Source organism: Bordetella genomosp. 11 (assembly GCF_002261215.1).
Taxonomy (GTDB): domain Bacteria; phylum Pseudomonadota; class Gammaproteobacteria; order Burkholderiales; family Burkholderiaceae_B; genus Bordetella_C.
The window spans coordinates 823,023-848,639 of the sequence record NZ_NEVS01000004.1 but is presented as its reverse complement, the minus strand read 5'-3'; the positions used below and the strand labels follow the sequence as shown (position 1 = coordinate 848,639).

Below are 25,617 nucleotides of genomic sequence, written 5' to 3'. Positions count from 1 at the left end.
GCGGTCCATTCAGGGAAGACATTTGCCAACGCTCTTGGGTTGTGGCCGCGCCGCGCGGATAAGCGCGCTTTGGGCAGGCTGTCTTGAATGAACGGTCAGGCGCCAGTGCGCCCCTGACCAATGACGCCCAAGTGGGTGAACTTGAACCCCGCCGAATACTTGAGGCCATAGCCCAGCGCACGGTCTAGACCGATATGCGCTACCCAAATGATGCCGGCCGTGACCGCGACGGGTGCGGACAGAAGAATTCCCGTAAGCAGCACTGCCAACGGGCCGACAAGAGAGTGCGCCAGGTTGTACGCGATAGCTCCCGCCTTCGATCCAGCAAGATAGCCCGCGAAGGAAAGGTCTGGGGCAAGAAAGAACAAAGCGAATGTTCCCCAACCACTGCCGAATTTTGCGTAGCCCAGAACACCAGCCACAAGAATGCACAGCCCTTCAAGTCGGAGCACAACCCGAACACCACCTGCCACTGCGTTTGCCATGGACCTCGTCCAGATACCTGATTGGATTTAAACGACAAACCGAGCGTGCCTGTCGCGTGGATAGAGAATACGCTAGTCGTCGCTATGGGCCGACAATCGTGACGGTTCTTGGCCGTGAGCCGGCGTGCAACATCTATGCAGGAAGGGCACTCGCTCTGGAGACGCGCAGGCTGCCACGGAACAATAGATCAAAGCTCATGTTGAGCTGGACCCGCCCTTTGCTGGAAGCACTACAGTTGCTGCAGCATATAACGGGCAGCATGGTGATTATGATAGCCAGTGGCATCGGTACCCAGCACGCCGAGAGGCCCATCAAGCCGTACCTCCACGAGCACTCCAGTGTAACCACGGTCAACCAGCATTTCTTTTATCTTAGCTACCTCTTCAATCGGCTGAGTTACTACCTGCTCGTTGAATCCCTTCTCCTTAAAGAAGTGCTTGATAAGCGCAGCCTCTGTAATCACGCTCACCGCATCTCGGTCGAGTTCGTCATCGTCTATCGCACCGACCACTCTCAATATCTGGAAAGGTGTAACTTTCGCCATCGGACTGTGCGCGATGTTCATGAAATATACGAGCACCATCTCGTCTTCTTTTACCGCGCTCGTAATGCCTCCCCATTTATTGTGGTTCATGGTCCGATTGAGCACGCTACCCTTGCTCTTGCCGATATACAGAACCTCGATGTCGTCGAACACATTCCAATCAAACATATGAGCAAGCTGAATAGGATTTACGACAGTGCGGGCCCTCAGGTCACCTCCCTTCACGCCTTGCAAGAACTTGCAATCAATGTACAAGTAGGCGCCGCTGGAGAGTTCAAAGTCGATTGCGATGAACCTTCGATACATCTCGCCCGCCGACAGATTTTGAGCGTCCTTTAGGCCCCATCCCGACATTACCTCCGTTGCCCAATGCTCCCAGGAAGCAAAGTGCGTCTTAACGCCGCTCGCCTCAAAAAGCATCTTTGCAACATTGAATCGCACTGCCTCTACACGATTTCCTATTTTTATCTTTCCGTTCAAACAAAAATCCGCTTCGATACCGAATGTTTTGGGAATAAATGCCACTCGGCGTGTTTTGGCAAGAAAATACACACTCGCTTTTTTTCGATGAAAGTCCGTAAACGCGCCTTTAGATAATTCATTGAACATTGTGTCCTTGTCGACAACGTGGAATTCATCAATGTGCGCGTTAAACAGCAATTCCGTACGGCCAGAGTCTAGGTTGAACATAAATTGACTTCGTGTAATGGCATGAAGTTGACGCCCCGCTGAGCGTCGCCGAGGTCGTCCGTATTCTGCCAAGAAGGTTGAGTCCTCTGAAACGTTCCAACACCAGGTATGTCTCCCGTTTTAGGGTGACCACGAGGAATGACTTGAGAGTTGCCTCGTGGAAACTATCGATCAAGCGACCCAGTGGACTCGATTTCATTGCGCATGATTCGTCCACTTCTGCCCTACAACATTGCAGCTTGCAGGGAGCTCCAATACATACTAAAGTTAGCAAATGATACTTAGTTAATCAAATTAATAATGAACAGCGTGTGCCAACTTTCGGGGTTCGCCATAGTGGCCCTATTAGGATGCCTGACCGGATGCGCCTTGAATTCAAAGCACTTGACTCCGCCGTCTAACCCGAGCCAAGTCGTGTGACTCAAGGATCCCGTTCCATTTGAATATCGCTACGCTGGCAGCTCAGTCGCCGCATTCCGCCTTGCAGCCGGAGACTATCGACCCCGACGATAAGGGGCGAGACAGACATGGTCCTGCAGAACCTATCGATCACTATGCCAACGCAAATGGCGCTCAACCCTCCAGCCGGCGGCTCTGCTGCCGGGGGAACTGTGAGAGGGGCGATCGGCGTAGTGGTTGTTTCCGCAATCATGGCGATGGATAGCGGAGACGTGAGCTTTCTCAACGCCCAACCAACTGGAGATACGTTGCGGCGTGCAATAAAAACGGCGGACAGCGCTGAGCTTCGTGCGTCCGCCGTTTCGACCACACAGCCAGAACGTTGCAGCACGAAAACAACGATGAAATCGGCTTTATCTGCTCGACGACTCGCCACCCACCCGCAGCTCACTGCATATCAATTGATGATGTCCCTGCTGAACAAAGTCAGAACGATCGCGCGACCGGCATTCAGGTTGATCAACATTTCCGCTTGTGCTGCGTTGGTCGGCGTCGTCGCAGGATGTGCATCATCTGCGCCTCCGGTCGCTGTTGATGCAACGCCTGCCGCCGACCACGCGTATGTCGCAGGCCGCTACGAGCAGAACGCCGGTTTTCAAACGATGGCGTTTCTTTTGAGAAATGTGGAAACCGAAGACACGTACTTGATTCCGTTTTCACATGAAAGCAGTACGAGCGTCGCTACCACGGAAACGAGTCTGATTGAGGTGCCGCCAGGAACGTATGCGCTGGTCTCGTGGAGGGGGATAGCACGCCTCACTAATGCAACAACCTTCCCCAGGCCCATCGACCCGAACCTAGTTTCATTCGAAGCCAAAGCTGGCGAAGTAGCCTTCCTGGGGAAATTTTCCGGCGAATATCTTCGCAACAACATGTTCGACATTGGAGTCTGGCAGTGGCACGAAGCCCCCATTTCCAACACCGAGGCGCGTAGACTCCTGGACGTGGCATATCCCAAGTTCGCGTCTGCGCGTTTGCACTGTATTCGTTGCGTGGACGCCGAAAGCACATCTCGCGCTCTACTGTGGGACAAGAACGCACCCGTTATTACCGTAGTTCCGACGTACCTTCCTCGCTAACGCTAGCAATAGAAAGTCCTTACGCAAAATGGAAGTCCACAAGATACTGGTCAGCGGAATCAACTGTGGATTACGTTAGGCGTTGAACGCCCGCTTTTGGCCGTTCGCAGACATTGACGTCTTGGACCGCAAAATTCCAAGTTGAGCGAAATTTTGCTCGCAGAATTCCAATTTCAATGAAACGCCGGTTCCAAGTTGGCTGACCCGCTTTCTCTAAGTCGTTGATTTGTATAAACGCGGAATTTCGGGTCGGGTGAACTTCGACACCGGTATCACGCCCCGCAGGACCGTATAGGCGAGCCACAGCGGCGCCGTGACCCGTAGCCAGCGCAGTTCCGGGGGGTCACCGCGGCGCGCGGTTGAGCATTCGTGCGCCGTGTTTCGGGGCCGCGGCAACTCGCGTGGTCAGGACGTCTGGCGCGTGACCCTACGGGGAAGGCGCCTGGCTATCGGACCCTGAGCCTCACATTTGACGTGCGCTTGATTGGACGGGCGCTCCCGGATCGAACGTACCGGATCAACCTGCGCCTTCGGCCACAGGACGGGGGACCATCGTGTCGCACATCCTGCAAGTGCATTGCTTCGGGTGGCGGCCAGGTCCCCTGCCGCTGGACGCTGCCAAACGTTGGCGCAGAGTGAAGCACCTATGGCCAGTGTTGCCCCCCTTCTATCCGTTCAAGGTACAGTTGAACCGCCGGATTGCCTGTCGCTCCGCTTCGTTGATGTCTTCACCCAAGGGCACGTTGCGAAGCAAGGTTAGCGTGATCCGATCGCCTTTAATCACCGCATCTGCCAGTGCCCGGTGCACGCGCCTGAAGCCGTCCGGTTTGTTCCTCCGGTATGGCAAACCGGCCAATAGATTCAGCACGTTCCGCCGGTATTGGCTCAACGGCCGCCCGCTTCCGCGAACGGCCTTTCCGATGTATCGGCCCTTGAGTTCGCCGGTGCGTACGTCGTGGATTTCCCACTGGTAGAGCAAAGGCTTGCTCTCATCAATACCCAGCGCGATTAATCGGAACTTCATGGAGACTGCCGTATATGAGTCTGCTGCCCTCGCCTCCCAAGCGTGCATATCGACAGGACCTGGACTATGCGCCTCATAGCGCTCCTACGCCTACGTCGCGAAAATCAGCCTCAAGCATATCTGGGGGGCGCCATCGAAAAACGCGTGGTGACGAGCTGCGCCGTCCCGAGCCGCTACTCCATCCGCACGAAACCCAGTTTGAAATTGGAGTCCGTCATGACCCGGTAGACGCGCCGTTCCCCCGATTTCAGCTCGAAGCTCTCTGAAATCTGGATGTTTGCGCACAGCCCCACGCCCATTTCAATGCGCATGAAATGTGGGCCCGGCGACAGCCCTAGGTCTATCGCTTCGCCTGGATCGAGCGCCGCGACCTTAACGTTGTCTACCCACAGGCGATGCAGACAGCCGGAGCCGACAAACCCGCTATCACGAATGACGCTGATCTCAGCTTTTTCCTGTCCGCCGCGATATACGAACGTGGGCTCATAGAGCCGGTCCGCAGGGATAACCTTTGCTTTGTCGCGCGAAACTAGGTTTGTAGCGCAGCCCGTCAAGACGCAGCTTAGGGCGATGCCAATGCACAGAGCCTTCATCTGCTCCTCCGCTAAAGGAAGAGCGGAACGGTAACACAATATTTCTCCACTGTCCCCCTACGGTTGTCGGCGTCAGGGGTTGCACGCTGCAGGGCCATGGACGCGTTGCCGCACGGCGCGGTGCCAGTACCGAGCGGGCGACTGCCCGCGACGCGCCGCACCCGGTGCATGGGCGGCCGGCTCGGCCCCCGGGGCGCGGCCGGCGGCTCAGGCGCCGGCGACAAGGGACTAGGTGCCCGACGCTCCCGTAGCCCCAGCATCCGCGGGGCACGCCCTTGAGATAGACAGCCATGCTCGCCCTTCTTTCCTTCGCTCTCTGCGCCGACCTGGTGCCGACCGCCCCGGCCGGGGCCGATAACCGCCCATCCCTGTGGGGCCTCGTCATCGTGGCGTGGGCCATCACCTGCGGGGTGGCGGGTGCTTGCGCCGGCGACCTGGTGGCGGCCGCCTGGTCCGCAGTCGCCGGCGTCTGAACGGCAGTCTGGCCGGCGTTAGGCAAGCCGCGGCGGCTCGCGGCGGCCCGCGCCCGGCAAATTCCTTGCTCTGCGCCGGCGACAGGACTACCAGTGGCGGGGATTCTCAATCGAGGACGAATCCGAATCTTGCCGTCACGACCAGGCGCGGATGGAGAAAAGTTTCCGAACGGCGCGGCGGCCGGGTTCTTTCATTCGGGTGTGCGCGCAACCCGCATCGTTGTTGAGCGTCCCAAATGAAAGCCCGAGCGATAGGGCACCCGTAGCAAATGGTAGGGCCGCAGGTGGCGTGGACATGAAAGCCCGCCAATGCGCTTATTGCTTGCTCCGCCACGCGCGATAGCGGCGAACCAAGCTCTCTAAGGTCATTTGCTCAGGCGAGTGATTCGCCTCGCCAAAGGCTAGTGCAATGCCATGTTCAATCGTGGTCACAGCGTCGGAAGGGAACTCCCGTTGTACCGCCGCCGCCGCGTCACGGATCAGCTTGATTGCGGCCTCGCGTCCACCTTTTGCGCCGAAATGGCTCAGGTCGTCTGCCGCCGGCGGCTCGTCTTTCGGATGCGTTTCCCAGATCCCGTCGGGACGACGCCGAAAAATGACCTCCTCGGTGTTGTCGCTTATAGGAAGGCTCACGACTTTTCCTTGCGCATCGTCGGAAAGCTTCCTTGGTCTGGAGAGCCCGGCGCTGTCATATTTCCCGGCCTCAATGTCCACCAAAATTTTGTCTAACTGCTGCGCTGAGTACGGCATGCACACTCCCCTTTTCTTTTGAGCGTTGGCAGGCATAGCAACGGAAGTCAGGATACGGAAGAGCAAGTAATCGAACGCCACCCAGGCTAATCCCATTGATGCGCCTATTCAAGCCATCTCGCGCGAGCGAGCTTGCGAGATCGACCGCCGCCCTCGCTCTGATTTCTGAACGTGCTGAGCACCCGGTAAAGCTCATAGCAAAATCGGCTGACCGGGTGGGTGAAATTTGATGACATAACAGCGGCTGTTTTGGGATGATGGCACTTGGCCGTTCGTTACCGACCTGAAGCGGAAGCTCGACCAGCAAAGGTATGACTGCTAAGCAGCGATTGCAGTCAGTGATCATTTCCAGACATGTTCACGCTCATGCCAGGAAGCAGTCGCTGACCGCCGCGTATTCCGGCGATGTTGCGAGCGTTGAGGAAGGCATTGGAGTCAATGGCCCAGCCAAGTCTTTAACCGAGACCAAAAACTTTGGGGGCGTGGCCCCCCTTCTTGATAGGTTACTTCGGGCTCGGGTGCTAGTACGGTCAACTGTCGAACCGCCGAGCGCATCTTGCCGCTGCCACCGTAGTGTGATGCTTTGGCCTTCTTGTCACGACGTCGCTCCGCTTCAACCTGCGCATCTGACCAGGGGCCGGCCTCCAGCACGCGATTGCGCTGGATCACATAGTGCGACCGGCACTTCTGGTTCCAGTTTCCCACGGAGGGGAAAAGCGAAATGGATTCGCCGTCGAAGCTCATGCGCCAGTCGGTCGGTGTGAACGGCGTCACCACACGGTCGCCGCAGCCGCAGCAACACGAATGAACCGAAGTCGCGTAGTCAACCGAGATGTACAACACGCCCGGCTCCAGCTCGCGTGGCACGTTCCGGACGAACCGGTGTTGCAGGGTGTGGTGCCTCATCACGATTGGTCTCCGTTCAGCAGCATGCTGCCGTCCGTGGTGTAAGTGCAGTGGTGTTCGTGCTCCAGGTCCCTGTAGAAACCGCGCAACTTCTTCCACTTCACCACTGACAGGCACGCGTTCAGAGCATTCAGGTCAGCCACCTGAATGTTGGACGCGTACAGGTCCTGGCCACCGCCTCCAGCGAAGGAGATGCGGCCCTGGTGAACGTGTTCGCGTTTGTCAGGAGTGCTCGTGGTGACGCGCAGGATGCCACCAAGGCTGCCGTTCGTGAGTTCCAGGCCCATGCCGACGTCGATGAAGGGAACGCCCAGCGCTTCGAGCTTGGTCACGACGGCGCGCTTCTCCTCGCCGGCATCCATGCTGAGGAACGCGAAGGTGATGCCGTCTAGCAGACCGAGCGTCTCCGTCTTCATCTTCACTGGGTGTGCTTCGATGAAGCGGTGCATGCGCCCATAGATGCTTTTCAGGTAGCACACCTTCATCGGGGCATCCCGCAGCTCCTCCAGGGTCGCTGCGCCAGGTGCACGGAAGGCGTTGTGCGACAGGAAGACATCGGGGTCGAACAGGCGAATCTGCTTGACGGGAGTCTTCGCTACAAAGTCCAGGATGTAGCCACCGGTGCCGCCTAGGCCGATGATGGCCACAACTTCCTGCCCCAGCTTGGCGACCAGCGCGCCGATCCCAACGCGGCTGGAAGCCGTGTCGAGGTAGTTGAAAACGCTAGCCTCGTCTTCCTCGTCGCCGCCGCGGAACACGCGCGGGCTAAGGCCCGGCTGCAGCACCGCAGCCGGCCCGGACACGATGGTCGCGTAGGTCGACATCTTGGCGTAGTAGTCCGGGTAGCCCTGATCGCTCGGCTTGCTGGAGAAGGTGAACCGCGCCTTGAGCCCGTGGCCAAGGTCGGTGTTCGGTTCGGCATGCGAGATGCCTTGCAAGCGCGTCCCGTCGGCATTGCATGGGAAGTCGCCATCCCAGTTCATGACGTGCGTTTCAGGCTTGCGGGTGCGGTCGCCGGCCAAGTCAAGGGCCGACGACAGCGTGCCGAAGCGAACCTGGCGCTGTGCGTCGACGTAGGGCACCTCCAGCATCACCAGGAAGCTCCCCTGGATGCGCATGAAGTAACCCTCCGAACGAAGGCGGGCCAGGTCGGGATTAAGACTGAACAGTGCGCGTGACATTGAAGATGGTCCCTTTCTTCTTGACTTCGACGGAGCCGCCTTCGCCGAGCTCGCCGGCGTGGGGGAGCGAGGCCGCATTGCGGTAGGTCATCGAGAACTTCACATCGGTCTCGCCGGCCGCGTTCGGGTAGTACAGCTTAACGACCTGCTCGAAGGTGACGTGCTTGTCCGGCACAGTCTTCTCTTCAGAATTGACCAAGATGACGTAGCCCGTGTCCGGCTTAGGTGCGGTGATGAAGCGCTCGATGCCCGGCGCGTCGAGGTTGATGCGGTCGTCCGGGTCGATCATGCGGTCTTCACCGCCGCGAACCTCCACGAACACGGCCTCGTCCGGCGACGTGTCCGCGAGGTCGTACAGGACGCTACCCAGCATGTCGGCGCGACCCCAGGCCAACTGGCGGTCGTTCAGCGTGAACTTGAAGTCGCGGTCGGACTTGAACGCGATGAAGCGCTCAGCGCCCTTGCCGCGCAGATCGAAAGTCTCGTCGAGGCGGACGTCCTCGAAGTCACCCGTGTCCAGGTAGGCGAACAGGATGTAGTCGGTGCGATGGTCCAGGCCTGCGCTGGCCAGGATTTGCCGGCCTGTGGGAACCGGGTCCGGCACGTCGATGTGGCGGAAGGTCAGGCCTTCCAAGCCAAAGCGGATACGGTAGGCGGCAGCCTCCCGCAGAGGACGGTCCTCACGGATCGCGTCGCCAACGTCGTCAAAATCAGGGTGTTTCATAAGGTCCTTGTGGTTGCTGTAGCGAGGCTTTTCTCGCCTACAACCCTCTAATCGGACCTACCGGACATCGCCGGTAAACTTTCTTCAGAAATTTTTCGAGAGCGTGCCTGGCGGCACGGCGCCGCACACGAAGAAGGCTGGGCAGTTAGGACAGCTAGCGTCCGATGCCTCGGTCTTGAACAGGCCGGCACGGATACCACGGAAGATGTCCCCCAGCTTGTCCTGGCGGTTGCTCAGTTCCCTGGGGGAGAGAGTCAACGGCTTGGATTCAGCGTCTGCCAAGTAGACAAGCTCGACACTGGCATCGGGGAATGGCGCCCTGGAGGCCAGCACGAAGGCTGCGGCTCCAACGTCCTTGCCGTCACCACTGGACGCGTGACCCGTCTTCACCCGGCGCAAGGTTCTGACGCCGTTTCGCACCAGGACTTCGTCTGGGGTGACTTCTACCTCGTGGTCGCCGAACGAGACGTGGAGCGCTGTCGGTGCCTCGATAACTGCGCCCGCTCTGGAATCCAGGAAATATTGAAGCATCGTCGTTGCCATCGCCCGGTAGTCGTCGACGTAGCCGTGCTCATGCAGACCGTGGGTGACAAATGCCATCGAGAGCAGCTCATCAAGCTTTCCTGTCGGCGCCCCCCCTTGCGCCACGACGGCGCGGTAGACCTCGCGGATCGCCTCGTGCATCTGCATGAACGAGCTCGTCCGGCGACGACCGCCCACCTGTAGCAGGTGCGTGTACAGAAACCGTCGGGCGCAAGACTCGTAGAGTCCGACTGCGTCGGAACTGAAGCGCGGCGTACCGGAGAAGACGACAGGAATGATCGCCTCGTCGGGAGCCGGAGGTATGACGGTGGACGGCGTCACCGGGCGCGAATCGACAGGCCCGATCCGCTCCAGGAAGGGCGATAGCGTTCTGGCGCGCCCGGTTGCGGTCGCGGTGGCGCCGTAGAACACCAGGCGATTCCTTGCACGGGACATGGCGACGAAGAACAGACATTCCTGCTCTTCGTTATGGGCTGCCCGTGCCACCTCGTCAGCGTTCCCTTTTCCGCCAATGACCATGCCCGCTGGTGGCGGGCACCTTGAGGTCCGGAGAGAACCCGGAATCGAGTCCTTGTTGACGCCGGCAATGTGGACAACCGGGAACTCGAGCCCCTTCGAACCGTGGATCGTCATCAGGCGGACTGCGTCGATCCCCTGGGCAGCCGCTGGTAGCTGCCTCAGGTCCCTGTCATCCCTGAGACGCAGCAGCCGCCTTACGCGGTCGGAAAGCCGCTGGATCGCGAGCCCTTGAGCGTTCGGTTGCACCCGAACGAAGTTCATGAACTGCCATATTGCGATACCTTGGGCCTGCTCCAGTACGCTGGTCGACGCTGCGATGCGTGCTGCTTGCCTAGTTCGGTCTAACAGCAGCGTGGCCAGAACGGTCCAAGGCTGCGATGTTGCGTCGAAGCCAGCAAGGGCCGCATGGAGCGCAGACAGTGCCGCTTGCCCCGCTGGCGTTACCCCGACCGGGGCATCAAGCCGCCATGCGCCTGGCTCCGCATTGGTTCCCCGAAGATGCTCAAAGACTCGGACTACGTCTTCCAAGCCCATCGTGAACTCCGGCCAGCAAGCGGTCCGGATCAGCCCCATCGCGCGTCGGTCGACAAGGAGCGTCAGCATGGCGACAAGGTCCTTCACTTCCGGCCGCTCGAAAAGGCTCCCCAAGAAAAGCACCGGAATGCCTGCGCGCTCGAGTTCCCGTCCGACGTCAGACAGTCGGTCGTTCCCGCGGCACAGTACGGCTTGGTCGCGATACCGGTATCCCTCTGCGCGGAGTTCTTCAATGCCATCAACGATAGCCGATGTCAGCAAGGGCGTGGTGCCCACCGTGATGACCTCGGGCAGCTTTCCACCAGGGCCTCGATCCGCTTCGAGCGCCTTCTCGCTGTCGGCGACAGACATGCCTGTCGCGAACGTCGAAAAGGCATGGACCACTTCCGAGGTGGAGCGGTAGTTGAGCTTCAGGTTGTCGCGTACAGCGCCAGGGAAATCTTCTCGTCCGAAGCGGGACATGTTGAACGACGAGGCACCGCGGAACCGGTAGATGGATTGCTTGGCATCTCCTACCACCCACAGGTTGAGGCCCGTTGGCTTCAGCGCCGCCAGAAGCCGTATGCTGCTACGGTTCACGTCCTGGTACTCGTCAACCAGGATGTGGTCGTAGTCGCTCTGAAGCTGAGCTCGAACTACATCATCGCTCTCCAGCAGTAGCACCGGGCGCATGACCAGGTCACCGAAGTCCAGGCACTGAGAAACGGCTTTCAGTTCCTCGTAGCGCGCATAGACCTTGGCGACCTCTGCTGCCTTCTCTGCAGCTTCCACCGCGCCCGGATCGGTTGCCGCCGCATGCATAGCTGTGGCCAACATCTGATACCCATCGGCATCAACAACCTCATCCTTTGCGCGTGACACCGCAGTCAAGATTTCAGCTGCTGTCTGCGATGGATCGTAGAGGTTGCGGTAATGGGTCAGGCCGAGTCGCGGAAACTCGTTCTCAAGAAGCTCCACGGCCTCGGTTCGATCCATCAGGCGGGGATCGGCCGGCAGGCCGCACCGGTCATGGAATCGCCGCAGGATGTCCAGGCCGAAGCTGTGGAAGGTCCCGATGCAGACTGCTACCGCGTCCTTCGGCCGCTTCAATGCGATCCGCTCGATCATCTCTCCAGCGGCCTTGTTCGAGAAGGTCAGGAGAAGGATGCGTCGTGGGTCAACGCCTTCGTCCAGCAAGCTTTCAACACGTGCAACGAGTGTGCGGGTCTTCCCGGTTCCCGGCCCAGCCTGAAGCAGGAATGCCGCGCCACGATGCCGAGCCGCATCACGCTGTTTGTCGTTGAGAGGAATTTCAACGGGATCGGCTTCAGCGACGACCGGAACGGTCGGCAGGAGCAGCGCATCGAGCATCTGCTGAGCGACGACTTCGAATGGAGCACCTAGACGTCCTGCAATGTCAGAACAGGTTTGGCCCTGAACAACATGCAGGTCAACGATCCGAGACCTCGGTAGCAGAAGTTCCCTGGCGAAGAGGTCCATTTGGACTTCTCGACGCTGTCGGCGGCTGTAGTCGACGACCCGATCCATCCCGATAGGAGCAGCTTCCGAGGTGCGGGCTGGGTCAATCTGCGCAGCTGGCTCGGGCGCCTCTTCGCCATCGCCCAGTTCGGCGTGCCCGATTTCGTGTGCAACCAGGAAGGCTTGATCGAAAGGGGAGCCTTCGCGCTCATGGAGGATGAGGGGAAGTTCCGGATCGAAGGAGGCTCGGCCGCCATCGAGCATCGCGGCGCCGGGAGCGCAGGTCTCGACGGTTATCCCGAGGTCGTTCGCGATGCCAACAGCGAATTCGTACGGGGACCAGGGGTTGCCCCCGCGCTGGAGGGCCTCATCGTGTAGTCGCCGAGCGTGCTGCCGAGCCAGCTCTATCGGGTCCATGACTACTCCTCGCGGAATAGGTTCGAAATGCTCTGTTCGTCGACGCCAGCGTCTTGCAAGACTCTCTCGAACGACACTTTCTCAGGGGCGACAGGCTTGACGGCCGACTTCCTTGCACGAGCCAGAGGAGCCTCAGGAGGAAGAGCGAGGTACGAGAGCAGTGTCTCGGTTGATGTCTGAAGCGCCTCAGCCATTTTCGCCAGAACGCGCCGGGGCAAGGTTGCGACCTCTATCCGACGCTCTCGGAACGCAAGGCCAACCTGCACAGGTAAGGACAGCACTTTGATGGCGTCGGCAAACGCCTTTGCTGGGGCAACCTGCAGAGACTGAAGCGTTGTCGGGTTCTCCCGAAGACGCGCCATGCCTGCCGCGACGAGGTCGAATTCGGCAGCCCCAGGGGGAACATCGTCGTCAAACTCGCGAGTCATCTCCATGGAGAGGTCTATCAGGGCCGAGGAATGCTCGGGGTACTGGGCGAGGTATCGCTGCAGAACACCGTCTCCTGGCTCAAATTCCATGGCGAACGCTCTCAGGACATCGTCTGCGGTGATTTGTGGCCGCTTAGCCATCACTTCTTCCCCTTGCGCTCAAGGCGCAGCTTCAGAGACGCAAAGGCCTTGTCACGATGCGTGCGGACGGTCTTCTCCGATTTCCCCAGGGCTTTGCTAATGGACTCGACCGAGGGGTCGTTGGACTCAATGGGAATGTCTTGCCGCCACATCACGACGATCCTCCTTTGGAACTCAGGTAGGCTGTCAATCGCCTCATCAAGGAGGAGCCGGTAATCTTTTTTGTCGAGTTCGTCGGCGTCGAACGGGTCGTAGTCTCCAACGGCTGACTCGACCTGGACAGAGACCTCGCCATCCTCGGTCTCAATTTCAGTAGTCCGGTTCTCCTGCTTCCAGTGGCGATCGTTCGCGTCCCGACGATCCGCCGCGACCGCGCTGTTGAAGTTTACCTCGTAGTAGTCGAGGCGGTCGTCGTACTGGTTCCGGTCGCTGAGTAGCAGGTCAACGAAGTGATCGCGGACGGCCTCGCGGATATTCATCTTGGTCATCGAGACCGTTTTGCCGTCGGCGTTGGCGGCTGAGGGAACTCGGCGGGCCACTCGGAGTAGAAGTTTCTCGGTCAATTTCTCGCGGTGAGCGCCGGAGGCCGCGTTGCGCACAAAATACAGCAACGCTTCGGGGGAAACGTATCCGGGATCGCCGACCTGCCATAGGTCAGCACGACGCTCCAGTTCTGCGGCGCTGATCCCAGCGAGGGCTTGAATCTCGCTCTCAACCTTTTCTCGCCTGAAGTAAGGCGTACCGTCGAGCTTGCGTTTACGAAGAGGACGTGCCACGACTACTCCTCAGCTTGGTAGGGCCCCTATTCGGGCGACTGTGCCAAATTGTAACATAACGCTCGAGATGCACTCCGCATCGCGCGGCACGCGAACGTGATCAGTCCAATGAAGCGGCTCGCCCGTCACTGTTTGGCGAGCCCCAGAATTGTGGCCATCCACTCGATCGACGATCGCATAGCAGCTTTTGACCCATCCTTAGGCATTCGTGCCCATACCCTAACCGTCAGCATTCAGTCTTCATCGGACATTTCAACCAGCTCAGCGAACTTCCGCTCTTGGCCGTAGGCAGAAGTTCACCGCGGACCTGTGACATCAGTATCGGCAAAAGGAGCCGGTCAGCATCGAGCAAATCAGGGCGATTCGCTGCTTGGGCGTGTGAGATTACCTAGTCCACAAGGCTTTGCGGTAATCTCGCGGTTCTGCTGTGTCCGGCAAGAGTCCGAGAGCAAGCAGCCATCCTCTTAGCCAAGAGTAGAAGACCAATGATAAAGATTATGATTAATACGCCGAAAGGCGGTGTTGGAAAAACCACAACCGCCACTAATATCGCGTTGCTTTTGGCCAGGCGAGGTCAAAGGGTTCTCGCCGTGGATCTCGCAGGGGGGCTATTGATGAGCCAAGCGCTGGCCCGTACTCCCGAGTTTGCCTCAGGAACTGATAATAGGATCGACTCGAAGGAGGCTGAAAGGGTTCCGACTCGATTTCCCGGCTCCTCGAATTTTGATTATGCGGTGATCGACACTGATGACAGCTACACCGTATTTGAGGATCTATTGAAAGGAGATCAAAGCGGGTGGAGGGTTATCTCACCGATTAACCCGCTTGATCAGGTCGGCTTGATGAGAATTCCACACGAGCTGAGGGCTGTCTCCGTGGGCGCGTACCTTTCACCCAATGGACCTAAAATGAGGGTATTTGCAAACATGGCATATCCAGGCGATGTTGCGGAAGGGGCTGCAACCCTACGCGAGGCGCTCTCCTACGAAGGCATCGAAAGGTTAATGCTTGCTACCGCTGTGCCCTACGCCACTACAACTAGTGCTCCTATTCGGTTAAGCGACGCAGCATATAATATTGCGCTGAACGAACTTCTTGCGGAAATTGGCATATGAATATTTCGACGAGAGCCCAAAAAATTGGACTTGAAGCATTAAAAAATAATGCTCGACGACAAATATTTATTACTCTCAGCGCACTATCGTTGAATAAGCCGTTGATAGCAGAACTCCGGGGTTTTTACGGAGTAAGGACGACGAAGGCAGCAATCGAGCACGCTATCTCCAATGCTGCTGCAAGACTGGCCCGGACAGATCGTGACCTCCTTGAAAACGCCATCCTCGATAAACTAGAATTTGTAAAGCAGCTGCAGTCTTCGGATGCACACGAGAGACTACCGTCCCATAGTGGAAAAGTAAAAGTCAAAGCGATGAATTGGGAAATTATAATTATAGCCAGCCAAGCACCAATGTCGTTTGATAACTCTGAGGCGTTAGTTGATTTTTGCCTGGAGTACGCGTCGGAACAAATGAAAACTCTTTTTGGTGATGTGTAGTGGGTATTTTAGAAGACGCGCTTGTTAATCAGTTGCTGGATACCACGCCTAGATTCAAGCGCGACATTATGGAGGCTCGAATCCGATTTCTCCTAAGCGCCGAACCTTTTGCCAACGTAACAGGGCTTCCCGCAAGGCGGGGGGCTGCAGACGGTGGCATCGACGGAGTGGTACGTTTTTCTCAGCTTAATAATGGATTGCTTACGCCTGAGACGCGTGCGGCCTTGAATATAAAGGTACGTCGAACCGACTTCACGCGGGAGCAGCTAGGTGGGTTCATCCTAGATATGGATCGGGAAAAAATAAATACAGGTATCATTCTGACGGCAGCGGATCTTACACCGGATGCAAAAGCAGAGTTAACACGCAAAAATTTAGAGGGCACGATAGAGCTATGGCACATCCGTCTGTCCGACCTACTCGGAGGAGGTCGACGCTTTCTCAATACTTACCTTAATGGCCGCCCTCTAAACGAGCTGCTTGCAGGTAATCTCAGGGATCTTGTAGAAGAAATGCTCCTACAACATAGAATCTAATTTACAGAGCGGATAGGGTTTAGGCATGGTGAGTAAATAATCTGAGCCGCCCTGATTTTCTCGTACAAGCACCTAGCTGTCTAAGCTAGGAACGGTTGCTTATGTGAACGGCTGCTTCTGGCCGGTAGCCGTCGTTGACAATGGACCGCTTCCAAGTCAGAGCGAAACTTCGTAGTCATTGAATCCCCCTCAAACGGGGTACCGTGGCAACCAACACGACGTCGTTGTCTGGTTTTTCGCTGCTGCAAACGAAGATACGCCGGACGCATGGCGCGCTGAAGCAAGGCGAGACCGATTGTTCCCGTCCCAGCTCAATGAGGCTCCGCCTCAACGACCAGGGACCTCACAGGCGGTTGTTTATGCTGCATGGCTTGCCAAAGATCGTAGTTGGCTTGCAGCGCGACCCACGCCTGCGCAGTGCCCGTACCAGCCTGCTCAAGGCGAACGGCCAGATCGGGACTGATGCCCGCTTTTCCGTTGAGTACGCGAGACAACGCCACCCGGGACATCGCAAGCCGTTCTGCAGCCTCTGTTACCGACAAGCCCAACGGCATAATGACATCCTCCCGAAGAATCTCGCCAGGATGCGGGGGGTTATTCATTATGATTGCTCCTATAAATAGTTCTGATAGCCGACCTGCCCCCCGCTAGTCTGCGGTGAAGCGAAACGTCGCGCGCGCATATTGGCTTGGCCGCGATGTCGCGGCTATCAACACTGCGCGGCGGCTCTGCCCCGCAGGGCCGCTAGCTCTCCTCATCATCCCTCGTATCCTCCGCCGGCAAAGACACCAGCCGCGCCAGCACAATCGCCGGATACAGCTGCCCGATCAGCGCTTCCATATTCGACAAGGACCTGGCTATCCGCGCGACGGGCGTAATGTCGCCATATCCCACCGTCGTCAAGGTGGAGAAACTGAAATAGATCCATATCCACTGATAAGCCTGCCCCTTGCCGCCGGGCTCGATGCCCGTATACGCCCCCGGCATCCGCAGACTGACGAACTCGTACGCGACTGCCCAGATAACGCCCAGCAGCATATACAGCGCGATGGCGCCCCACAGCCGGTCTCGTACTTTGGCGCCCTTGCCGAATACCTTGATGGCGATCACCAGGGCCAGTATCGCCAGCGCGAACAGCAAGGCGGCGGCGCGTATGGTGGGGGTCATCTCCGCTTGCGCGAATCCCCCGGTCCAGCGCACCGCCGTGAAGACGACGGCGACTATGCCCAGAGGAATCACCGCATAACGCCGATCGGATACCGCGATGGCGCCGCTGACCAGCATCAGGGAGATCAGGAAATCTTCGACGATCTGGCCAAGCGCCGATTCAGGCGGGATGACGACCGGCGCGACGAATACGCTCAGGATCAGGACAAAAAGCAAAAACGCCATACTGCCCAAACGCAGCAGGGCGGCGGCTTCGAGCACTCGCCTCGATGGTGCCATGGTGATGCCCTCCCCGGTGTCGCGTATGGCTATCTTACGCCGGCAGGGCATCATTGGGGGACAGACGAATTACAACTCCGCCAAGGCCTTGGCGATAGCGCCACCGTTATCGGGGCGAACGAGGCGGGCGACCTCCTGGCCGTCTTTCAGGAAAATCAGCGTCGGCCAGAGCTTGACCTTATAAGACCGGCCGAGCGGTTTGCCTTTTCCGTCCTCGACCTTGATGTGTTCGATCTCGGGATGCTTGTCCAGGGCGGCCTTGATAAGCGGCTGGGCGCCCTGACAGATCGGGCACCAGTTGGCGCCGAACTCCAGAACGGCCGGGCCTTTCATGGCGTCGACGGATTCGCGGGCGGGTTCGGGGCGGTGCGGGTCAAAATCCTGGAACATGGCGGCGTGTCTCCGGCAATAGGTAGCGCTTCATCATTATCGCGTGGTTGACCCGCAGCAAATGACGAACCGGGGCGGCAAACAAGGACCGGGCGGCGGAGCCGCGCACAACCGGATTGATGCGTTACACGCATTAGTTGGTCGATTCTTTGCGCTTTACGGGTGTTCAGCTTCTTGCGCATCATTGCGCCCTGCCGCCCAGCGAGGCGGCGATACGAACGCGCATCGCCCAAAAAAGGAGACAGATTTATGTTGCGTACCGCCCTTTCCGGCGGCAGGCATGGCGCCCGCCTGCTCGCTCTGGCCGCCACCGTTCTGATCGCGATAGGCCCGCGCGCGGCCACCGCGGAGGACTGGACCCCTGCCCGCCCCATCCGCCTGCTGGTGCCCTACGGACCGGGCGGCAGTTCGGACGTCATCGCCCGCGCGGTGGCCGTGGAGATGTCGCGCGACCTTGGCCAGCAGGTCGTGGTCGAGAACAAAGGCGGCGGCCAGGGCACCATCGCGACCGTGGAAGCGGCGCGCGCCAGGGCCGACGGCTATACGCTGATCCTGGGCCACGTCGGCACGCTGGCGGTGAATCCCGCGATGATGCCCAAGCTGCCCTATAGCCCGACCAAGGATTTCGCGCCCATCATCCTGCTGGCCAAGCTGCCGATGGTGTTCGCCCTGAATGCACGGGTGGCAGCCAAAGACCTGCCCTCATTCATCGCGCTGGCGAAGAAGGAGCCAGGCAAGCTGAACTACGGTTCGGCCGGCAATGGGAGCGCCGGCCACCTGGCCTTCGAGATGCTGAAGACGGCCACGGGCATCGATGTGGTCCATGTTCCCTATAAGGGCACGGGCGCGCAATTGCAGGATCTGCTGGCCGGCAATATCGATGCGGCGGCGGCCGGCCTGCCCGGGCTGTTGCCGCAGGCCGAGAGCGGCCGGGTGAAGATCATCGCGGTGGGGTCTGCCCAACGCCTGGATGCAATTCCCAACGTGCCGACCGTGGCGGAATCGGGCTATCCCGGCTTTGAAAGTTCGCAATGGTTCGGGCTGCTGGCGCCCGCCGGCACGCCGGCACCGGTTATCGCGCGCCTGAACAAGGCGGCTCATGCCGCGCTCGCTTCCGAATCGGTACGCCAACGCCTGGCACAGGATTCCAGTCAGATTTCCGGCGCCGGGCCGGCGGCATTCGAGGCGTTCATCGTCGCAGAAGAAAAGCGCTGGGGTGAAGTCGTGCGGCAGGCCAATCTGCACGCGGAATAGCCGGTTAGGATCGCTGGCGAGTAGTGATTCAGGAGATGGCGGCCGATCCATCCGCCGCGGCGTCGGTGTCCGCGGCGGCCGCCTCGCTCAGTATCGCCATCACATTGCGCCCGGTACGCTCCAGATGGCGGGTCAGGATTTCCGCCGCGCGCTGCGCATCGCGCGCCATCGCTGCCTCGAAGATTGCCTGGTGTTCTCCGGGCACATTGGCATCGGGCGCATGCCGCACCAGGAACAGGCGCCGGTAGCGGTCGCTAAGGTCGTGCAGGGTGCCGCAAAAACGCAGCAGCAAGGGCATGCCGCAGGCGGCGAATAGCGTCAGGTGGAAGGCACGATGCGCTTTTTCCCACGCTTCGCCGCGCGTGCCTTCGCGTTCCAGGCGGCTCAGGCGGTGATAGGCCGCCACCAGACTGTCTTCCCAGCGGTCGTCGCCGCGCGCCAGGGACTCGGTCAACGCCATGACTTCCAGTTGCGTGCGCAACCGGGTCACTTCCATCAGGTTTTCCGCCGAGACGGGCGCCACGCGGTAGCCGCGCTGGTCGGTGATCTGCACCAGGCCTTCGGCGGTCAGGCGGGTCAGCGCTTCGCGTAAGGGACTCAGGCTGACGCCGTACTCGCGGCGCAGGTCGTCCAGGCGCAGCTTGGCGCCGGGCGCGTACACGCCCTGCAGGATGGCCGCGCGTACCTGGATGGCGACGGAGGCGGTCAGGGAGGATCCGGTTTCGGCGGCGGGGTCGGCCGCGAGCGCTTCCAGGGCGGTTTTCATGCGATGGCAGGACAGGACATGGCGAGGATTCTACCGCGCCCGGCCACACAATCGATCAACTGTATAAAAATCGATTTTCCTGTTGACTTCGATTATTTATCGGACAAAGATAGCCGCTTCCGGCGCATCCCGCCGCCGTCAAGGAAGCCATCATGTCCGCAGCACGTATCGACAAAGACATCGCCAGCAAGGCCATGGGCAAGCCGCACGACGGCATGGCCCAGTTGGCGGACTCCTACCGCGCCCTGCTCGGCTACCTGCCGCCGCGCGTGGAATCGCGCCTGCTGGTAACCGGGGCACTGGATCCCAAGCTGGTGCGCCTGCAGGAGGAAATCCGCGCCCACGCCATGAACCCGCCCTGCTTCGATACCAAGACCGCGCAGTTGATGATCTTCGGCATGCTGGTGGTGGAATTGAGCGATGCGGCCATGATTCACGGCATCGCCGCCCGCCGCGCCGGCGCGACGTGGGAAGAGATGCAGGCAGTGGTCAGCATGGCCTATATCTTCCGTGGGGTGTCCGCGGCCAATCGTGGCGCGGAAATCCTGGCGCGCATCGCGGAACGCGAGGCGCAATCCGCATCGGAATAGCGCGACCGACATGCACGCCTGCCCCGCACCCGACCGCAACACCCGCGCGCCGCGCTTTCGCATGCCGGCCAACGCCTGCGATTGCCACGCCCATATCTTCGGGCCCGTCGCGCGCTTTCCGTATTCCCCGGACCGCAGCTATACGCCGGAAGACTGCACGGTGGAAGACTATGAAAAGCTGCTCGCGACCTTGGGCATCGATCGCGCCGTGATCGTACATGGCGGCGCGCACGGCACCGACAATTCCGCCACGCTGGATGCCTTGCGCCGCATGGGTCCGCGCGCCCGCGGCGTGGCGGTCATCCCGCCCGGCCGCCCCAACGCCGAACGCGAGGCAATGCATGCGTTGGGCATGCGCGGCTACCGCATGTCGACGGTGGTGGGCGGCGGCGTGGGATTCGACGCCTTCGACGCGCTGGCCGGCGAGGCCCGCGAAATGGGTTGGCATCTGGTATTGCACTTCAAGAAATCCACCGAACTGGTCGATCTGGCGCCGCTGCTGCGCGCATGCCAGGCCGATGTGGTGCTGGATCATCTGGCGCGCATCCGCGCGGAGGAAGGAGTAAACAGCCCGGCCTTTCGCGTCCTGGCCGGGCTGATGGACACCGGCCGCGTGTGGATCAAGCTGGCCAGCCTGTATCGCCTGTCCAACGAACCCTATCCGCACGCGGACATGCTGCCCATGATCCAAGAGGCCGCGCAACGCTGGCCCGACCGCCTGATCTGGGGCAGCAACTGGCCGCATCCGATCTGCGATGTGCCGATGCCGAACGATGGCGACCTGGTGGACCTGATCCCGCTATGGATACCGGATCCGGCCGTGCAGCAAAAAATGCTGGTGGAGAACCCAGCCGCGCTTTACGGGTTCTGACGTGATTTCGAAGCAAATGCCGGTGGCCATCGCATCGGCAACGGCGGTAACAGAAAGACCTACAACAATATCGATCATGACGGAGACAAACCATGTTCAAGCAGTTGCGGCGCGCCGCGGCAGCCGCGGTGATCGCGTGCGCCCTGCCCGCCACGGCGGCCCTTGCCGCTGATGCCTGGCCGGCACAAACGATCAACATCGTCGTTCCTTTCCCGCCTGGCGGCACCACCGACGTGGTGGCCCGCGTGCTGGCCGAAAAACTCGGCCCCATCCTGAAGCAGTCGGTGATCGTGGAAAACCGCCAGGGCGCGGGGGGCAATGTAGGCGCCGCCTATGTGGCGCGCGCCAAGCCGGACGGCTATACGCTGCTGGTTTCCAGCGCCGGCCCTTTAAGCATCAACCAGCAGTTGTATGCCAGCCCCGGCTACGATCCCATCAAGGACTTCGCGCCCATATCGATGCTGGCCTCGGTGCCTATCATGCTGGTATCGAATATCCACGCGCCCTTCAAGACGGTGGCCGAACTGATCGCCTACGCCAAGGCCCATCCGGGCCGGGTCGCCTACGGCTCGCAAGGCAGCGGCACCACCAGCCATCTCACCATGGAGCTGCTGAAGCTGGATGCGGGCATCGATCTGCAGCATATTCCGTATCGCGGCAGCGCCCCCGCCGCCACGGATTTGATCGGCGGACAGATCCAGGTGATGTTCGACAATTCACCCACGACCTACCCGCAGGTCAAGGCCGGAACCATGCATCCCCTGGGCGTGGCATCCAGCCATCGCGTGGCCAGCCTGGAAGGGATCCCGGCCATCGCCGAGACCGTGCCGGGCTTCGAATCGGACGCGTGGTTCGGGCTGGTCGCGCCGGCGCGCACGCCGGCGGACATCGTGAACAAATTGAACGCCGCGGTGCGCCAGGTGCTGGCCGACCCGGCGGTCATCGCGAAGTTCAAGGCCACCGGCGTCGAGCTGGTCAGCGATACCCCGCAGGAATTCCAGCGCTTCATCCTTTCTGAGAAAGAGAAGTGGGGCAAGATCATCAAGGCGACGAACCTGAAGCTGGGGTAGAAGCCCGGTGCCCACGCATCCGTGGGCACCGTTTTGCCGCGCACACCGTGCCGGCGCGTTCAATCGTCGTGGGTTTCATGCACGGCCGACGCGCCGCGCTTCCAATAGCTGGACGCCCGAATGCGCGTCTTGGCAATGCCGCGCTCCTCGACCAGCACGCGGCGCACGGCCTTGGCGGCGGCGGATTCCGCTGCCGCCCAGACATAGCCCTCGCCTGCCGGTAGCGCCACTTGGCGCACGGCCCTTTCCAGCGCGACGGGATCGCCGGCGGGTGCGCCGTCGCGGTGCAGCCAGCGCACGGACAAACCATCGCGGACGGGCAAAGGAATCTGCGCGCCGGCATCGGCCACTTCGATCAACGCGATCACACGCGCCGAAGCGGGCAGTTCCTCGATGCGCCGGGCAATAGCCGGCAAGGCGGTGTCATCGCCGATAAGCAGGTGCCAGTCGAACGCCGTCGGCACGACGAAAGAACCGCGCGGCCCGCCCACGCCGATGAACTGGCCGGGGCGCGCCCGCGCTGCCCACGTCGATGCGGGGCCGTCGCCGTGCAGCACGAATTCGATATCGAGTTCGTTGACATGCGCGTCGTAACGGCGCGGCGTGTAGTCGCGCGCGGCGGGACGCGGCACGCCAGGGGGCATGGAAATGCCTTCGGGGCCGACTGTGGGAAGCACGGGCCTGTCCTGGCCTGGTTCGGGAAAGAACACCTTGACGTGATCGTCGAACGAGGCCGACACGAAGCCGCGAAGGTCTTCGCCGGACAGGGTCACCCGCAATAATTGCGGCGATACCGCTTGCGTGCGAACGACTTGCAGCAGTCGCATTTTCAGTTCATGGCGCACGCGCCGAACGGCAAGATCTGGTTGGGTCATGGAAATGGTCGGGTGATGGGTTGTCAGGCCTTGGCGTCGCCGCAGATTTCATTGACGGCGCGCATCAGGATGGCCGCGATACGGCGCTGTTCCGCGGGGTCGGCATCGTCGCGGCGAAACAGGGCTTGCTTCAATGCCTGGCGGGCCTGGACCAGTTCCGGCACCCAGCCCGTGGCGACGTCCTCGCCGTTCGGGCCGGCTTCCATGGGCTGGCCCGTCCAGGCGCGGCGCATCCATTCCATTTTGCGGGCGATGTGCTTGAGCTTGCCGAACAGCAGGGCCAGGCGTTCGCGGTTGGCGTCCAGATGGGCGCGCCCGGGGTCGGCCAGGCGATAGCGCTTCTTGCTGCCTTCGAGTTCGACGGTGGCGTAGCCGATCTCTTCCAGGTAAGTCAGCGCGGGGTAAATCATGCCGGGACTGGGCGTGTAGTAGCCGCTGCTCATCGCGTCCAGCGCCTTGATCAGTTCATAGCCGTGGCTGGGATTCTGTTCCAGGATGCCCAGCAGCATGAGTTGCAGTTCGTCGCCGCCGAACTTGCGGCCGCGTACCCAGCCGCGGTCGCCGCCGCCGCCGTCGGCGTCGTCGCCGTGGTCATGATGACCATGGCCGCCGCGATGGCCACCGCCTGCCCGGCCGGCCATCGCGCGATGATGCATGGCCCGGCCGACCCAAGCGTGGCGGCCGGAGAAGAAATGATGGAAGGGGAAGTGCATGGAGGACCTCTCTATATCTTAAGATATATATCGTACGATATAGATGCCGGGTATGCGTGTCAATACCCGCCTGGGAATCGTTCGAAGAGAGGGAGTGCCGCCACCCCGAGGAGGCACCGCGCCGCCCTGTCGCCGGCAATCGACGCTACGCTATGCAATTGGCCGAACAGGAGAAGCGGATATGGAAGCGCGTGTCTCATTCATCACGCTTGGGGTCGAGGACCTGGAACGGGCCGTCGGTTTCTATCGGGATGGCCTGGGCCTGCCGACCAAGGGCATCGTCGGCCAGGAGTTCGAAAATGGCGCCGTGGCCTTTTTCGATATGCAGCCGGGGCTGAAGCTGGCGCTATGGGGACGCGAGGATCTGGCCGCCGATACGGGACTTCCCGTCGCGGCAGGCGCCGCGACGGGTTTTGCGTTGGCGCACAACGTGCGCAGCGAAGAGGAAGTGGATCGGACCCTGGAACAGGCCCGCCAGGCCGGGGGCCGCATCGTGAAGCCGGGGGCAAAAACCTTTTGGGGCGGTTATGCCGGCTATTTCCAGGATCCTGACGGATATCTTTGGGAAGTGGCGTGGAATCCCGCCCTGCCCCTGGATCGATGAGTCTTCAGGTCCAATCGTCGGACCCGCCTCCACCGCCGTCGTCCCAGGAACCGCCGCTGTCGCTGGAAGACCCGTCATCGTCCCAGGGATTGCCGACATTCCAGGAGTTATCCCCGCCGTCATTGCTGGCGACCTTGCGGGTGTCGTCGCCATCCCATGAGCTCGCATCGCGCAGGCCGAAATCGGTGCCGCCCATGTCGTAGCCGGCCTCCTGGGAATTCGCGGTACCCGCGTCCGGGACGGCCCCCGTGTCGACGACATTGCCGGTATTGGCGGATCCCGACCCGCCATGCAGTACGCGATTCATCAAGGCCTCGCCGGCCACCACGCCTGCGCCAACCGCCGCGCCCGTGGCCAGGCCGCCCATGATGCTGGAGCCCATGCCGCCGCCAGCGGCTTGCCCGGGGGCCGCGCCGCCGGGATACCCGTAGCCGCCCTGCGGGCCGGCCGGCGGACCGCCGTAGGGCGCCGGTCCGCGGCCGGCACCATAGCCGTAAGGGCCATTGGGCCCCTGCGAATACGCGGCGCGCCGGCGCGCGCGCATGACCATCGACACGATGATCAGCACCGCGACGATGCCCAGCACCAGGCCCCACGGGTTACCCCCGAAAGTGCCTTTGCCCGCGGAGTGCGAGGCATTGCCCGACGCGATCAGCGTGCGCAATTCGTCCACCGCGCCAGGACGGGCGAAGTTCTGGCTGGGATCCAGGCGCAGGGCGGTATTCAACTCTTCCTGCGCCTGCGGCAGCTTGCCTTGCTTGCCCAGCAATTCCGCTTCCACGAAATGCGCCTTGGCACTGTTCGGATGATCGCGCAGGATCTGGTCCATCATGGTCTGGGCCTCGCGGTAGTGTCCGGCCTGCGCGGCCTGGTACACCTGGTCGGGCGTCGCATCCGCCGCCATGGCGTTGCCGCCGAAAAGCAGGCAGGCCGCCACCAGTATCGAACCGGCGAATGACTTTGAATTCATGGAGTACATAGGGAACCCTCCCATCACAGTGGCATGTCAGATGGAGGCGAAGCGTGGAAAGTTCAATCCTGACGGCAATGGCACGCCGCACTCGACTGTAAAACTTGCCAATGGCAGTGGAACGGGGGTGGTACCTCGAACCGTCGGAAAGGGCCGTTCCCGCGCCTGCTCTACCGTGGCGTGGCACCTGGTAACGGAAGCGATGCGGGATCGTTTTTACTGTATATTTGTCCAGTGAAAATCCAGCGCCCC

Annotated in this window: 29 protein-coding genes; 11 read left to right on the top strand and 18 right to left on the bottom strand. The window is 60.6% G+C overall.

From position 1 onward, the window contains the following. Positions 1–95 precede the first annotated feature (95 nt). Together CAL28_RS11640 and CAL28_RS11635 are read right to left on the bottom strand one after the other, a co-directional pair. Positions 96–485, bottom strand: coding sequence for a DUF4260 domain-containing protein (locus CAL28_RS11640; RefSeq protein ID WP_094841530.1), 390 nt, complete (start codon positions 483–485; stop codon positions 96–98). 230 nt (positions 486–715) lie between these two features. Beyond that, positions 716–1,720 (bottom strand): hypothetical protein, encoded by a 1,005-nt coding sequence (locus tag CAL28_RS11635; RefSeq protein ID WP_141218178.1) that lies wholly within the window; start codon positions 1,718–1,720, stop codon positions 716–718. A gap of 527 nt (positions 1,721–2,247) precedes the next feature. On the opposite strand from CAL28_RS11635, the gene CAL28_RS29495 reads away from it, so the two are divergent. Together CAL28_RS29495 and CAL28_RS30305 are read left to right on the top strand one after the other, a co-directional pair. Then, entirely contained in the window at positions 2,248–3,258 is a 1,011-nt protein-coding gene (locus tag CAL28_RS29495; protein ID WP_141218177.1) for a hypothetical protein, read from the top strand. A 369-nt stretch (positions 3,259–3,627) separates the two neighbouring features. Then, a complete protein-coding gene (locus CAL28_RS30305) occupies positions 3,628–3,897 on the top strand; it encodes a hypothetical protein (RefSeq protein ID WP_440588378.1) in 270 nt (89 codons plus the stop codon). Between the two features lie 28 nt (positions 3,898–3,925). On the opposite strand, the gene CAL28_RS11630 is transcribed toward CAL28_RS30305, so the two are convergent. Continuing rightward, positions 3,926–4,282 carry a hypothetical protein gene (locus CAL28_RS11630; protein ID WP_141218176.1) on the bottom strand — a complete coding sequence of 119 codons (357 nt, stop codon included), beginning with the start codon at positions 4,280–4,282 and terminating at the stop codon, positions 3,926–3,928. 173 nt (positions 4,283–4,455) lie between these two features. Next, positions 4,456–4,875 (bottom strand): hypothetical protein, encoded by a 420-nt coding sequence (locus CAL28_RS11625; RefSeq protein WP_094841527.1) that lies wholly within the window; start codon positions 4,873–4,875, stop codon positions 4,456–4,458. A gap of 290 nt (positions 4,876–5,165) precedes the next feature. Here CAL28_RS11625 and CAL28_RS11620 point away from each other — a divergent pair, with 290 nt between their 5' ends. Next, the gene (locus CAL28_RS11620; RefSeq protein ID WP_094841526.1) at positions 5,166–5,348 is read left to right on the top strand and encodes a hypothetical protein; all 183 of its coding nucleotides are present in this window, start codon (positions 5,166–5,168) and stop codon (positions 5,346–5,348) included. A gap of 315 nt (positions 5,349–5,663) precedes the next feature. Here CAL28_RS11620 and CAL28_RS11615 read toward each other — a convergent pair whose 3' ends face one another. The 7 genes from CAL28_RS11615 to CAL28_RS11585 form a co-directional block, all read right to left on the bottom strand. Further along, positions 5,664–6,194 carry a hypothetical protein gene (locus CAL28_RS11615; protein WP_094841525.1) on the bottom strand — a complete coding sequence of 177 codons (531 nt, stop codon included), beginning with the start codon at positions 6,192–6,194 and terminating at the stop codon, positions 5,664–5,666. A gap of 339 nt (positions 6,195–6,533) precedes the next feature. Next, entirely contained in the window at positions 6,534–7,004 is a 471-nt protein-coding gene (locus CAL28_RS11610; protein WP_176463967.1) for a DUF6527 family protein, read from the bottom strand. Continuing rightward, positions 7,004–8,185 carry a ThiF family adenylyltransferase gene (locus tag CAL28_RS11605; protein WP_094841524.1) on the bottom strand — a complete coding sequence of 394 codons (1,182 nt, stop codon included), beginning with the start codon at positions 8,183–8,185 and terminating at the stop codon, positions 7,004–7,006. Before CAL28_RS11605 ends, CAL28_RS11610 begins: the two co-directional genes overlap by 1 nt. Continuing rightward, positions 8,160–8,909 carry a multiubiquitin domain-containing protein gene (locus tag CAL28_RS11600; protein WP_094841523.1) on the bottom strand — a complete coding sequence of 250 codons (750 nt, stop codon included), beginning with the start codon at positions 8,907–8,909 and terminating at the stop codon, positions 8,160–8,162. The genes CAL28_RS11605 and CAL28_RS11600 overlap by 26 nt, the downstream gene beginning before the upstream one ends. Positions 8,910–8,993: 84 nt before the next feature. Continuing rightward, positions 8,994–12,380, bottom strand: coding sequence for a UvrD-helicase domain-containing protein (locus CAL28_RS11595; RefSeq protein WP_094841522.1), 3,387 nt, complete (start codon positions 12,378–12,380; stop codon positions 8,994–8,996). Between the two features lie 2 nt (positions 12,381–12,382). Next, on the bottom strand, positions 12,383–12,949 hold the full coding sequence (locus CAL28_RS11590) for a hypothetical protein (RefSeq protein ID WP_094841521.1): 567 nt from the start codon (positions 12,947–12,949) through the stop codon (positions 12,383–12,385). Beyond that, the gene (locus CAL28_RS11585) at positions 12,949–13,725 is read right to left on the bottom strand and encodes an RNA polymerase sigma factor (RefSeq protein ID WP_094841520.1); all 777 of its coding nucleotides are present in this window, start codon (positions 13,723–13,725) and stop codon (positions 12,949–12,951) included. Before CAL28_RS11585 ends, CAL28_RS11590 begins: the two co-directional genes overlap by 1 nt. A gap of 485 nt (positions 13,726–14,210) precedes the next feature. Here CAL28_RS11585 and CAL28_RS11580 point away from each other — a divergent pair, with 485 nt between their 5' ends. Genes CAL28_RS11580 through CAL28_RS11575 form a run of 3 tightly spaced genes read left to right on the top strand, consistent with a single transcriptional unit; the run spans position 14,211 to position 15,816 of the window. Continuing rightward, positions 14,211–14,840, top strand: coding sequence for a nucleotide-binding protein (locus CAL28_RS11580; RefSeq protein WP_094841519.1), 630 nt, complete (start codon positions 14,211–14,213; stop codon positions 14,838–14,840). Beyond that, positions 14,837–15,280 (top strand): hypothetical protein, encoded by a 444-nt coding sequence (locus CAL28_RS29490; protein WP_141218175.1) that lies wholly within the window; start codon positions 14,837–14,839, stop codon positions 15,278–15,280. The genes CAL28_RS11580 and CAL28_RS29490 overlap by 4 nt, the downstream gene beginning before the upstream one ends. Continuing rightward, positions 15,280–15,816, top strand: coding sequence for a restriction endonuclease (locus CAL28_RS11575; protein WP_094841518.1), 537 nt, complete (start codon positions 15,280–15,282; stop codon positions 15,814–15,816). Before CAL28_RS29490 ends, CAL28_RS11575 begins: the two co-directional genes overlap by 1 nt. Before the next feature lie 311 nt (positions 15,817–16,127). Here the strand turns inward: CAL28_RS11575 and CAL28_RS11570 are convergent, their stop codons facing one another. The 3 genes from CAL28_RS11570 to CAL28_RS11560 all read right to left on the bottom strand — a co-directional run bounded on the left by CAL28_RS11570 (position 16,128) and on the right by CAL28_RS11560 (position 17,652). After that, complete coding sequence (locus CAL28_RS11570) at positions 16,128–16,418, bottom strand: HigA family addiction module antitoxin (RefSeq protein WP_094841517.1); 291 nt, start codon at positions 16,416–16,418, stop codon at positions 16,128–16,130. Positions 16,419–16,560: 142 nt separating this feature from the next. After that, positions 16,561–17,262, bottom strand: coding sequence for a potassium channel family protein (locus tag CAL28_RS11565; protein ID WP_176463966.1), 702 nt, complete (start codon positions 17,260–17,262; stop codon positions 16,561–16,563). Positions 17,263–17,331: 69 nt separating this feature from the next. Beyond that, positions 17,332–17,652, bottom strand: coding sequence for a thioredoxin family protein (locus CAL28_RS11560; RefSeq protein ID WP_094841515.1), 321 nt, complete (start codon positions 17,650–17,652; stop codon positions 17,332–17,334). A 249-nt stretch (positions 17,653–17,901) separates the two neighbouring features. On the opposite strand from CAL28_RS11560, the gene CAL28_RS11555 reads away from it, so the two are divergent. Beyond that, positions 17,902–18,906, top strand: a complete 1,005-nt coding sequence (locus tag CAL28_RS11555) for a Bug family tripartite tricarboxylate transporter substrate binding protein (RefSeq protein WP_094841514.1) — start codon at positions 17,902–17,904, stop codon at positions 18,904–18,906. Between the two features lie 28 nt (positions 18,907–18,934). Here CAL28_RS11555 and CAL28_RS11550 read toward each other — a convergent pair whose 3' ends face one another. After that, positions 18,935–19,672 carry a GntR family transcriptional regulator gene (locus tag CAL28_RS11550; protein WP_094841513.1) on the bottom strand — a complete coding sequence of 246 codons (738 nt, stop codon included), beginning with the start codon at positions 19,670–19,672 and terminating at the stop codon, positions 18,935–18,937. Between the two features lie 152 nt (positions 19,673–19,824). Between CAL28_RS11550 and CAL28_RS11545 the strand changes: the two genes are divergently transcribed. The 3 genes from CAL28_RS11545 to CAL28_RS11535 all read left to right on the top strand — a co-directional run bounded on the left by CAL28_RS11545 (position 19,825) and on the right by CAL28_RS11535 (position 22,203). Next, positions 19,825–20,262 carry a carboxymuconolactone decarboxylase family protein gene (locus tag CAL28_RS11545; RefSeq protein WP_094841512.1) on the top strand — a complete coding sequence of 146 codons (438 nt, stop codon included), beginning with the start codon at positions 19,825–19,827 and terminating at the stop codon, positions 20,260–20,262. 10 nt (positions 20,263–20,272) lie between these two features. Next, positions 20,273–21,133 carry an amidohydrolase family protein gene (locus tag CAL28_RS11540; RefSeq protein ID WP_094841511.1) on the top strand — a complete coding sequence of 287 codons (861 nt, stop codon included), beginning with the start codon at positions 20,273–20,275 and terminating at the stop codon, positions 21,131–21,133. A 92-nt stretch (positions 21,134–21,225) separates the two neighbouring features. Beyond that, positions 21,226–22,203, top strand: coding sequence for a Bug family tripartite tricarboxylate transporter substrate binding protein (locus tag CAL28_RS11535; RefSeq protein WP_094841510.1), 978 nt, complete (start codon positions 21,226–21,228; stop codon positions 22,201–22,203). Positions 22,204–22,262: 59 nt separating this feature from the next. Here CAL28_RS11535 and CAL28_RS11530 read toward each other — a convergent pair whose 3' ends face one another. Further along, positions 22,263–23,078: a siderophore-interacting protein gene (locus CAL28_RS11530; protein ID WP_094841509.1), complete on the bottom strand. Its 816-nt coding sequence runs from the start codon at positions 23,076–23,078 to the stop codon at positions 22,263–22,265. A gap of 23 nt (positions 23,079–23,101) precedes the next feature. Continuing rightward, positions 23,102–23,791, bottom strand: a complete 690-nt coding sequence (locus tag CAL28_RS11525) for a PadR family transcriptional regulator (RefSeq protein ID WP_254926096.1) — start codon at positions 23,789–23,791, stop codon at positions 23,102–23,104. A 181-nt stretch (positions 23,792–23,972) separates the two neighbouring features. Here CAL28_RS11525 and CAL28_RS11520 point away from each other — a divergent pair, with 181 nt between their 5' ends. Then, the gene (locus CAL28_RS11520) at positions 23,973–24,395 is read left to right on the top strand and encodes a VOC family protein (protein ID WP_094841508.1); all 423 of its coding nucleotides are present in this window, start codon (positions 23,973–23,975) and stop codon (positions 24,393–24,395) included. Between the two features lie 4 nt (positions 24,396–24,399). Here the strand turns inward: CAL28_RS11520 and CAL28_RS11515 are convergent, their stop codons facing one another. Further along, on the bottom strand, positions 24,400–25,365 hold the full coding sequence (locus CAL28_RS11515) for a tetratricopeptide repeat protein (protein ID WP_094844564.1): 966 nt from the start codon (positions 25,363–25,365) through the stop codon (positions 24,400–24,402). Between the last annotated feature and the right edge of the window lie 252 nt (positions 25,366–25,617).

Bases quoted from the DNA above. Each gene is read 5' to 3' on its own strand.
- CAL28_RS11640 (WP_094841530.1), bottom strand. From the start codon at position 485: ATGGCAAACGCAGTGGCAGGTGGTGTTCGGGTTGTGCTCCGACTTGAA.
- CAL28_RS11635 (WP_141218178.1), bottom strand. From the start codon at position 1,720: ATGTTCAACCTAGACTCTGGCCGTACGGAATTGCTGTTTAACGCGCAC.
- CAL28_RS29495 (WP_141218177.1), top strand. From the start codon at position 2,248: ATGGTCCTGCAGAACCTATCGATCACTATGCCAACGCAAATGGCGCTC.
- CAL28_RS11630 (WP_141218176.1), bottom strand. From the start codon at position 4,282: ATGAAGTTCCGATTAATCGCGCTGGGTATTGATGAGAGCAAGCCTTTG.
- CAL28_RS11625 (WP_094841527.1), bottom strand. From the start codon at position 4,875: ATGAAGGCTCTGTGCATTGGCATCGCCCTAAGCTGCGTCTTGACGGGC.
- CAL28_RS11620 (WP_094841526.1), top strand. From the start codon at position 5,166: ATGCTCGCCCTTCTTTCCTTCGCTCTCTGCGCCGACCTGGTGCCGACC.
- CAL28_RS11615 (WP_094841525.1), bottom strand. From the start codon at position 6,194: ATGGGATTAGCCTGGGTGGCGTTCGATTACTTGCTCTTCCGTATCCTG.
- CAL28_RS11610 (WP_176463967.1), bottom strand. From the start codon at position 7,004: ATGAGGCACCACACCCTGCAACACCGGTTCGTCCGGAACGTGCCACGC.
- CAL28_RS11605 (WP_094841524.1), bottom strand. From the start codon at position 8,185: ATGTCACGCGCACTGTTCAGTCTTAATCCCGACCTGGCCCGCCTTCGT.
- CAL28_RS11600 (WP_094841523.1), bottom strand. From the start codon at position 8,909: ATGAAACACCCTGATTTTGACGACGTTGGCGACGCGATCCGTGAGGAC.
- CAL28_RS11595 (WP_094841522.1), bottom strand. From the start codon at position 12,380: ATGGACCCGATAGAGCTGGCTCGGCAGCACGCTCGGCGACTACACGAT.
- CAL28_RS11590 (WP_094841521.1), bottom strand. From the start codon at position 12,949: ATGGCTAAGCGGCCACAAATCACCGCAGACGATGTCCTGAGAGCGTTC.
- CAL28_RS11580 (WP_094841519.1), top strand. From the start codon at position 14,211: ATGATAAAGATTATGATTAATACGCCGAAAGGCGGTGTTGGAAAAACC.
- CAL28_RS29490 (WP_141218175.1), top strand. From the start codon at position 14,837: ATGAATATTTCGACGAGAGCCCAAAAAATTGGACTTGAAGCATTAAAA.
- CAL28_RS11570 (WP_094841517.1), bottom strand. From the start codon at position 16,418: ATGAATAACCCCCCGCATCCTGGCGAGATTCTTCGGGAGGATGTCATT.
- CAL28_RS11565 (WP_176463966.1), bottom strand. From the start codon at position 17,262: ATGGCACCATCGAGGCGAGTGCTCGAAGCCGCCGCCCTGCTGCGTTTG.
- CAL28_RS11560 (WP_094841515.1), bottom strand. From the start codon at position 17,652: ATGTTCCAGGATTTTGACCCGCACCGCCCCGAACCCGCCCGCGAATCC.
- CAL28_RS11555 (WP_094841514.1), top strand. From the start codon at position 17,902: ATGTTGCGTACCGCCCTTTCCGGCGGCAGGCATGGCGCCCGCCTGCTC.
- CAL28_RS11550 (WP_094841513.1), bottom strand. From the start codon at position 19,672: ATGAAAACCGCCCTGGAAGCGCTCGCGGCCGACCCCGCCGCCGAAACC.
- CAL28_RS11545 (WP_094841512.1), top strand. From the start codon at position 19,825: ATGTCCGCAGCACGTATCGACAAAGACATCGCCAGCAAGGCCATGGGC.
- CAL28_RS11540 (WP_094841511.1), top strand. From the start codon at position 20,273: ATGCACGCCTGCCCCGCACCCGACCGCAACACCCGCGCGCCGCGCTTT.
- CAL28_RS11535 (WP_094841510.1), top strand. From the start codon at position 21,226: ATGTTCAAGCAGTTGCGGCGCGCCGCGGCAGCCGCGGTGATCGCGTGC.
- CAL28_RS11530 (WP_094841509.1), bottom strand. From the start codon at position 23,078: ATGACCCAACCAGATCTTGCCGTTCGGCGCGTGCGCCATGAACTGAAA.
- CAL28_RS11525 (WP_254926096.1), bottom strand. From the start codon at position 23,791: ATGCACTTCCCCTTCCATCATTTCTTCTCCGGCCGCCACGCTTGGGTC.
- CAL28_RS11520 (WP_094841508.1), top strand. From the start codon at position 23,973: ATGGAAGCGCGTGTCTCATTCATCACGCTTGGGGTCGAGGACCTGGAA.
- CAL28_RS11515 (WP_094844564.1), bottom strand. From the start codon at position 25,365: ATGAATTCAAAGTCATTCGCCGGTTCGATACTGGTGGCGGCCTGCCTG.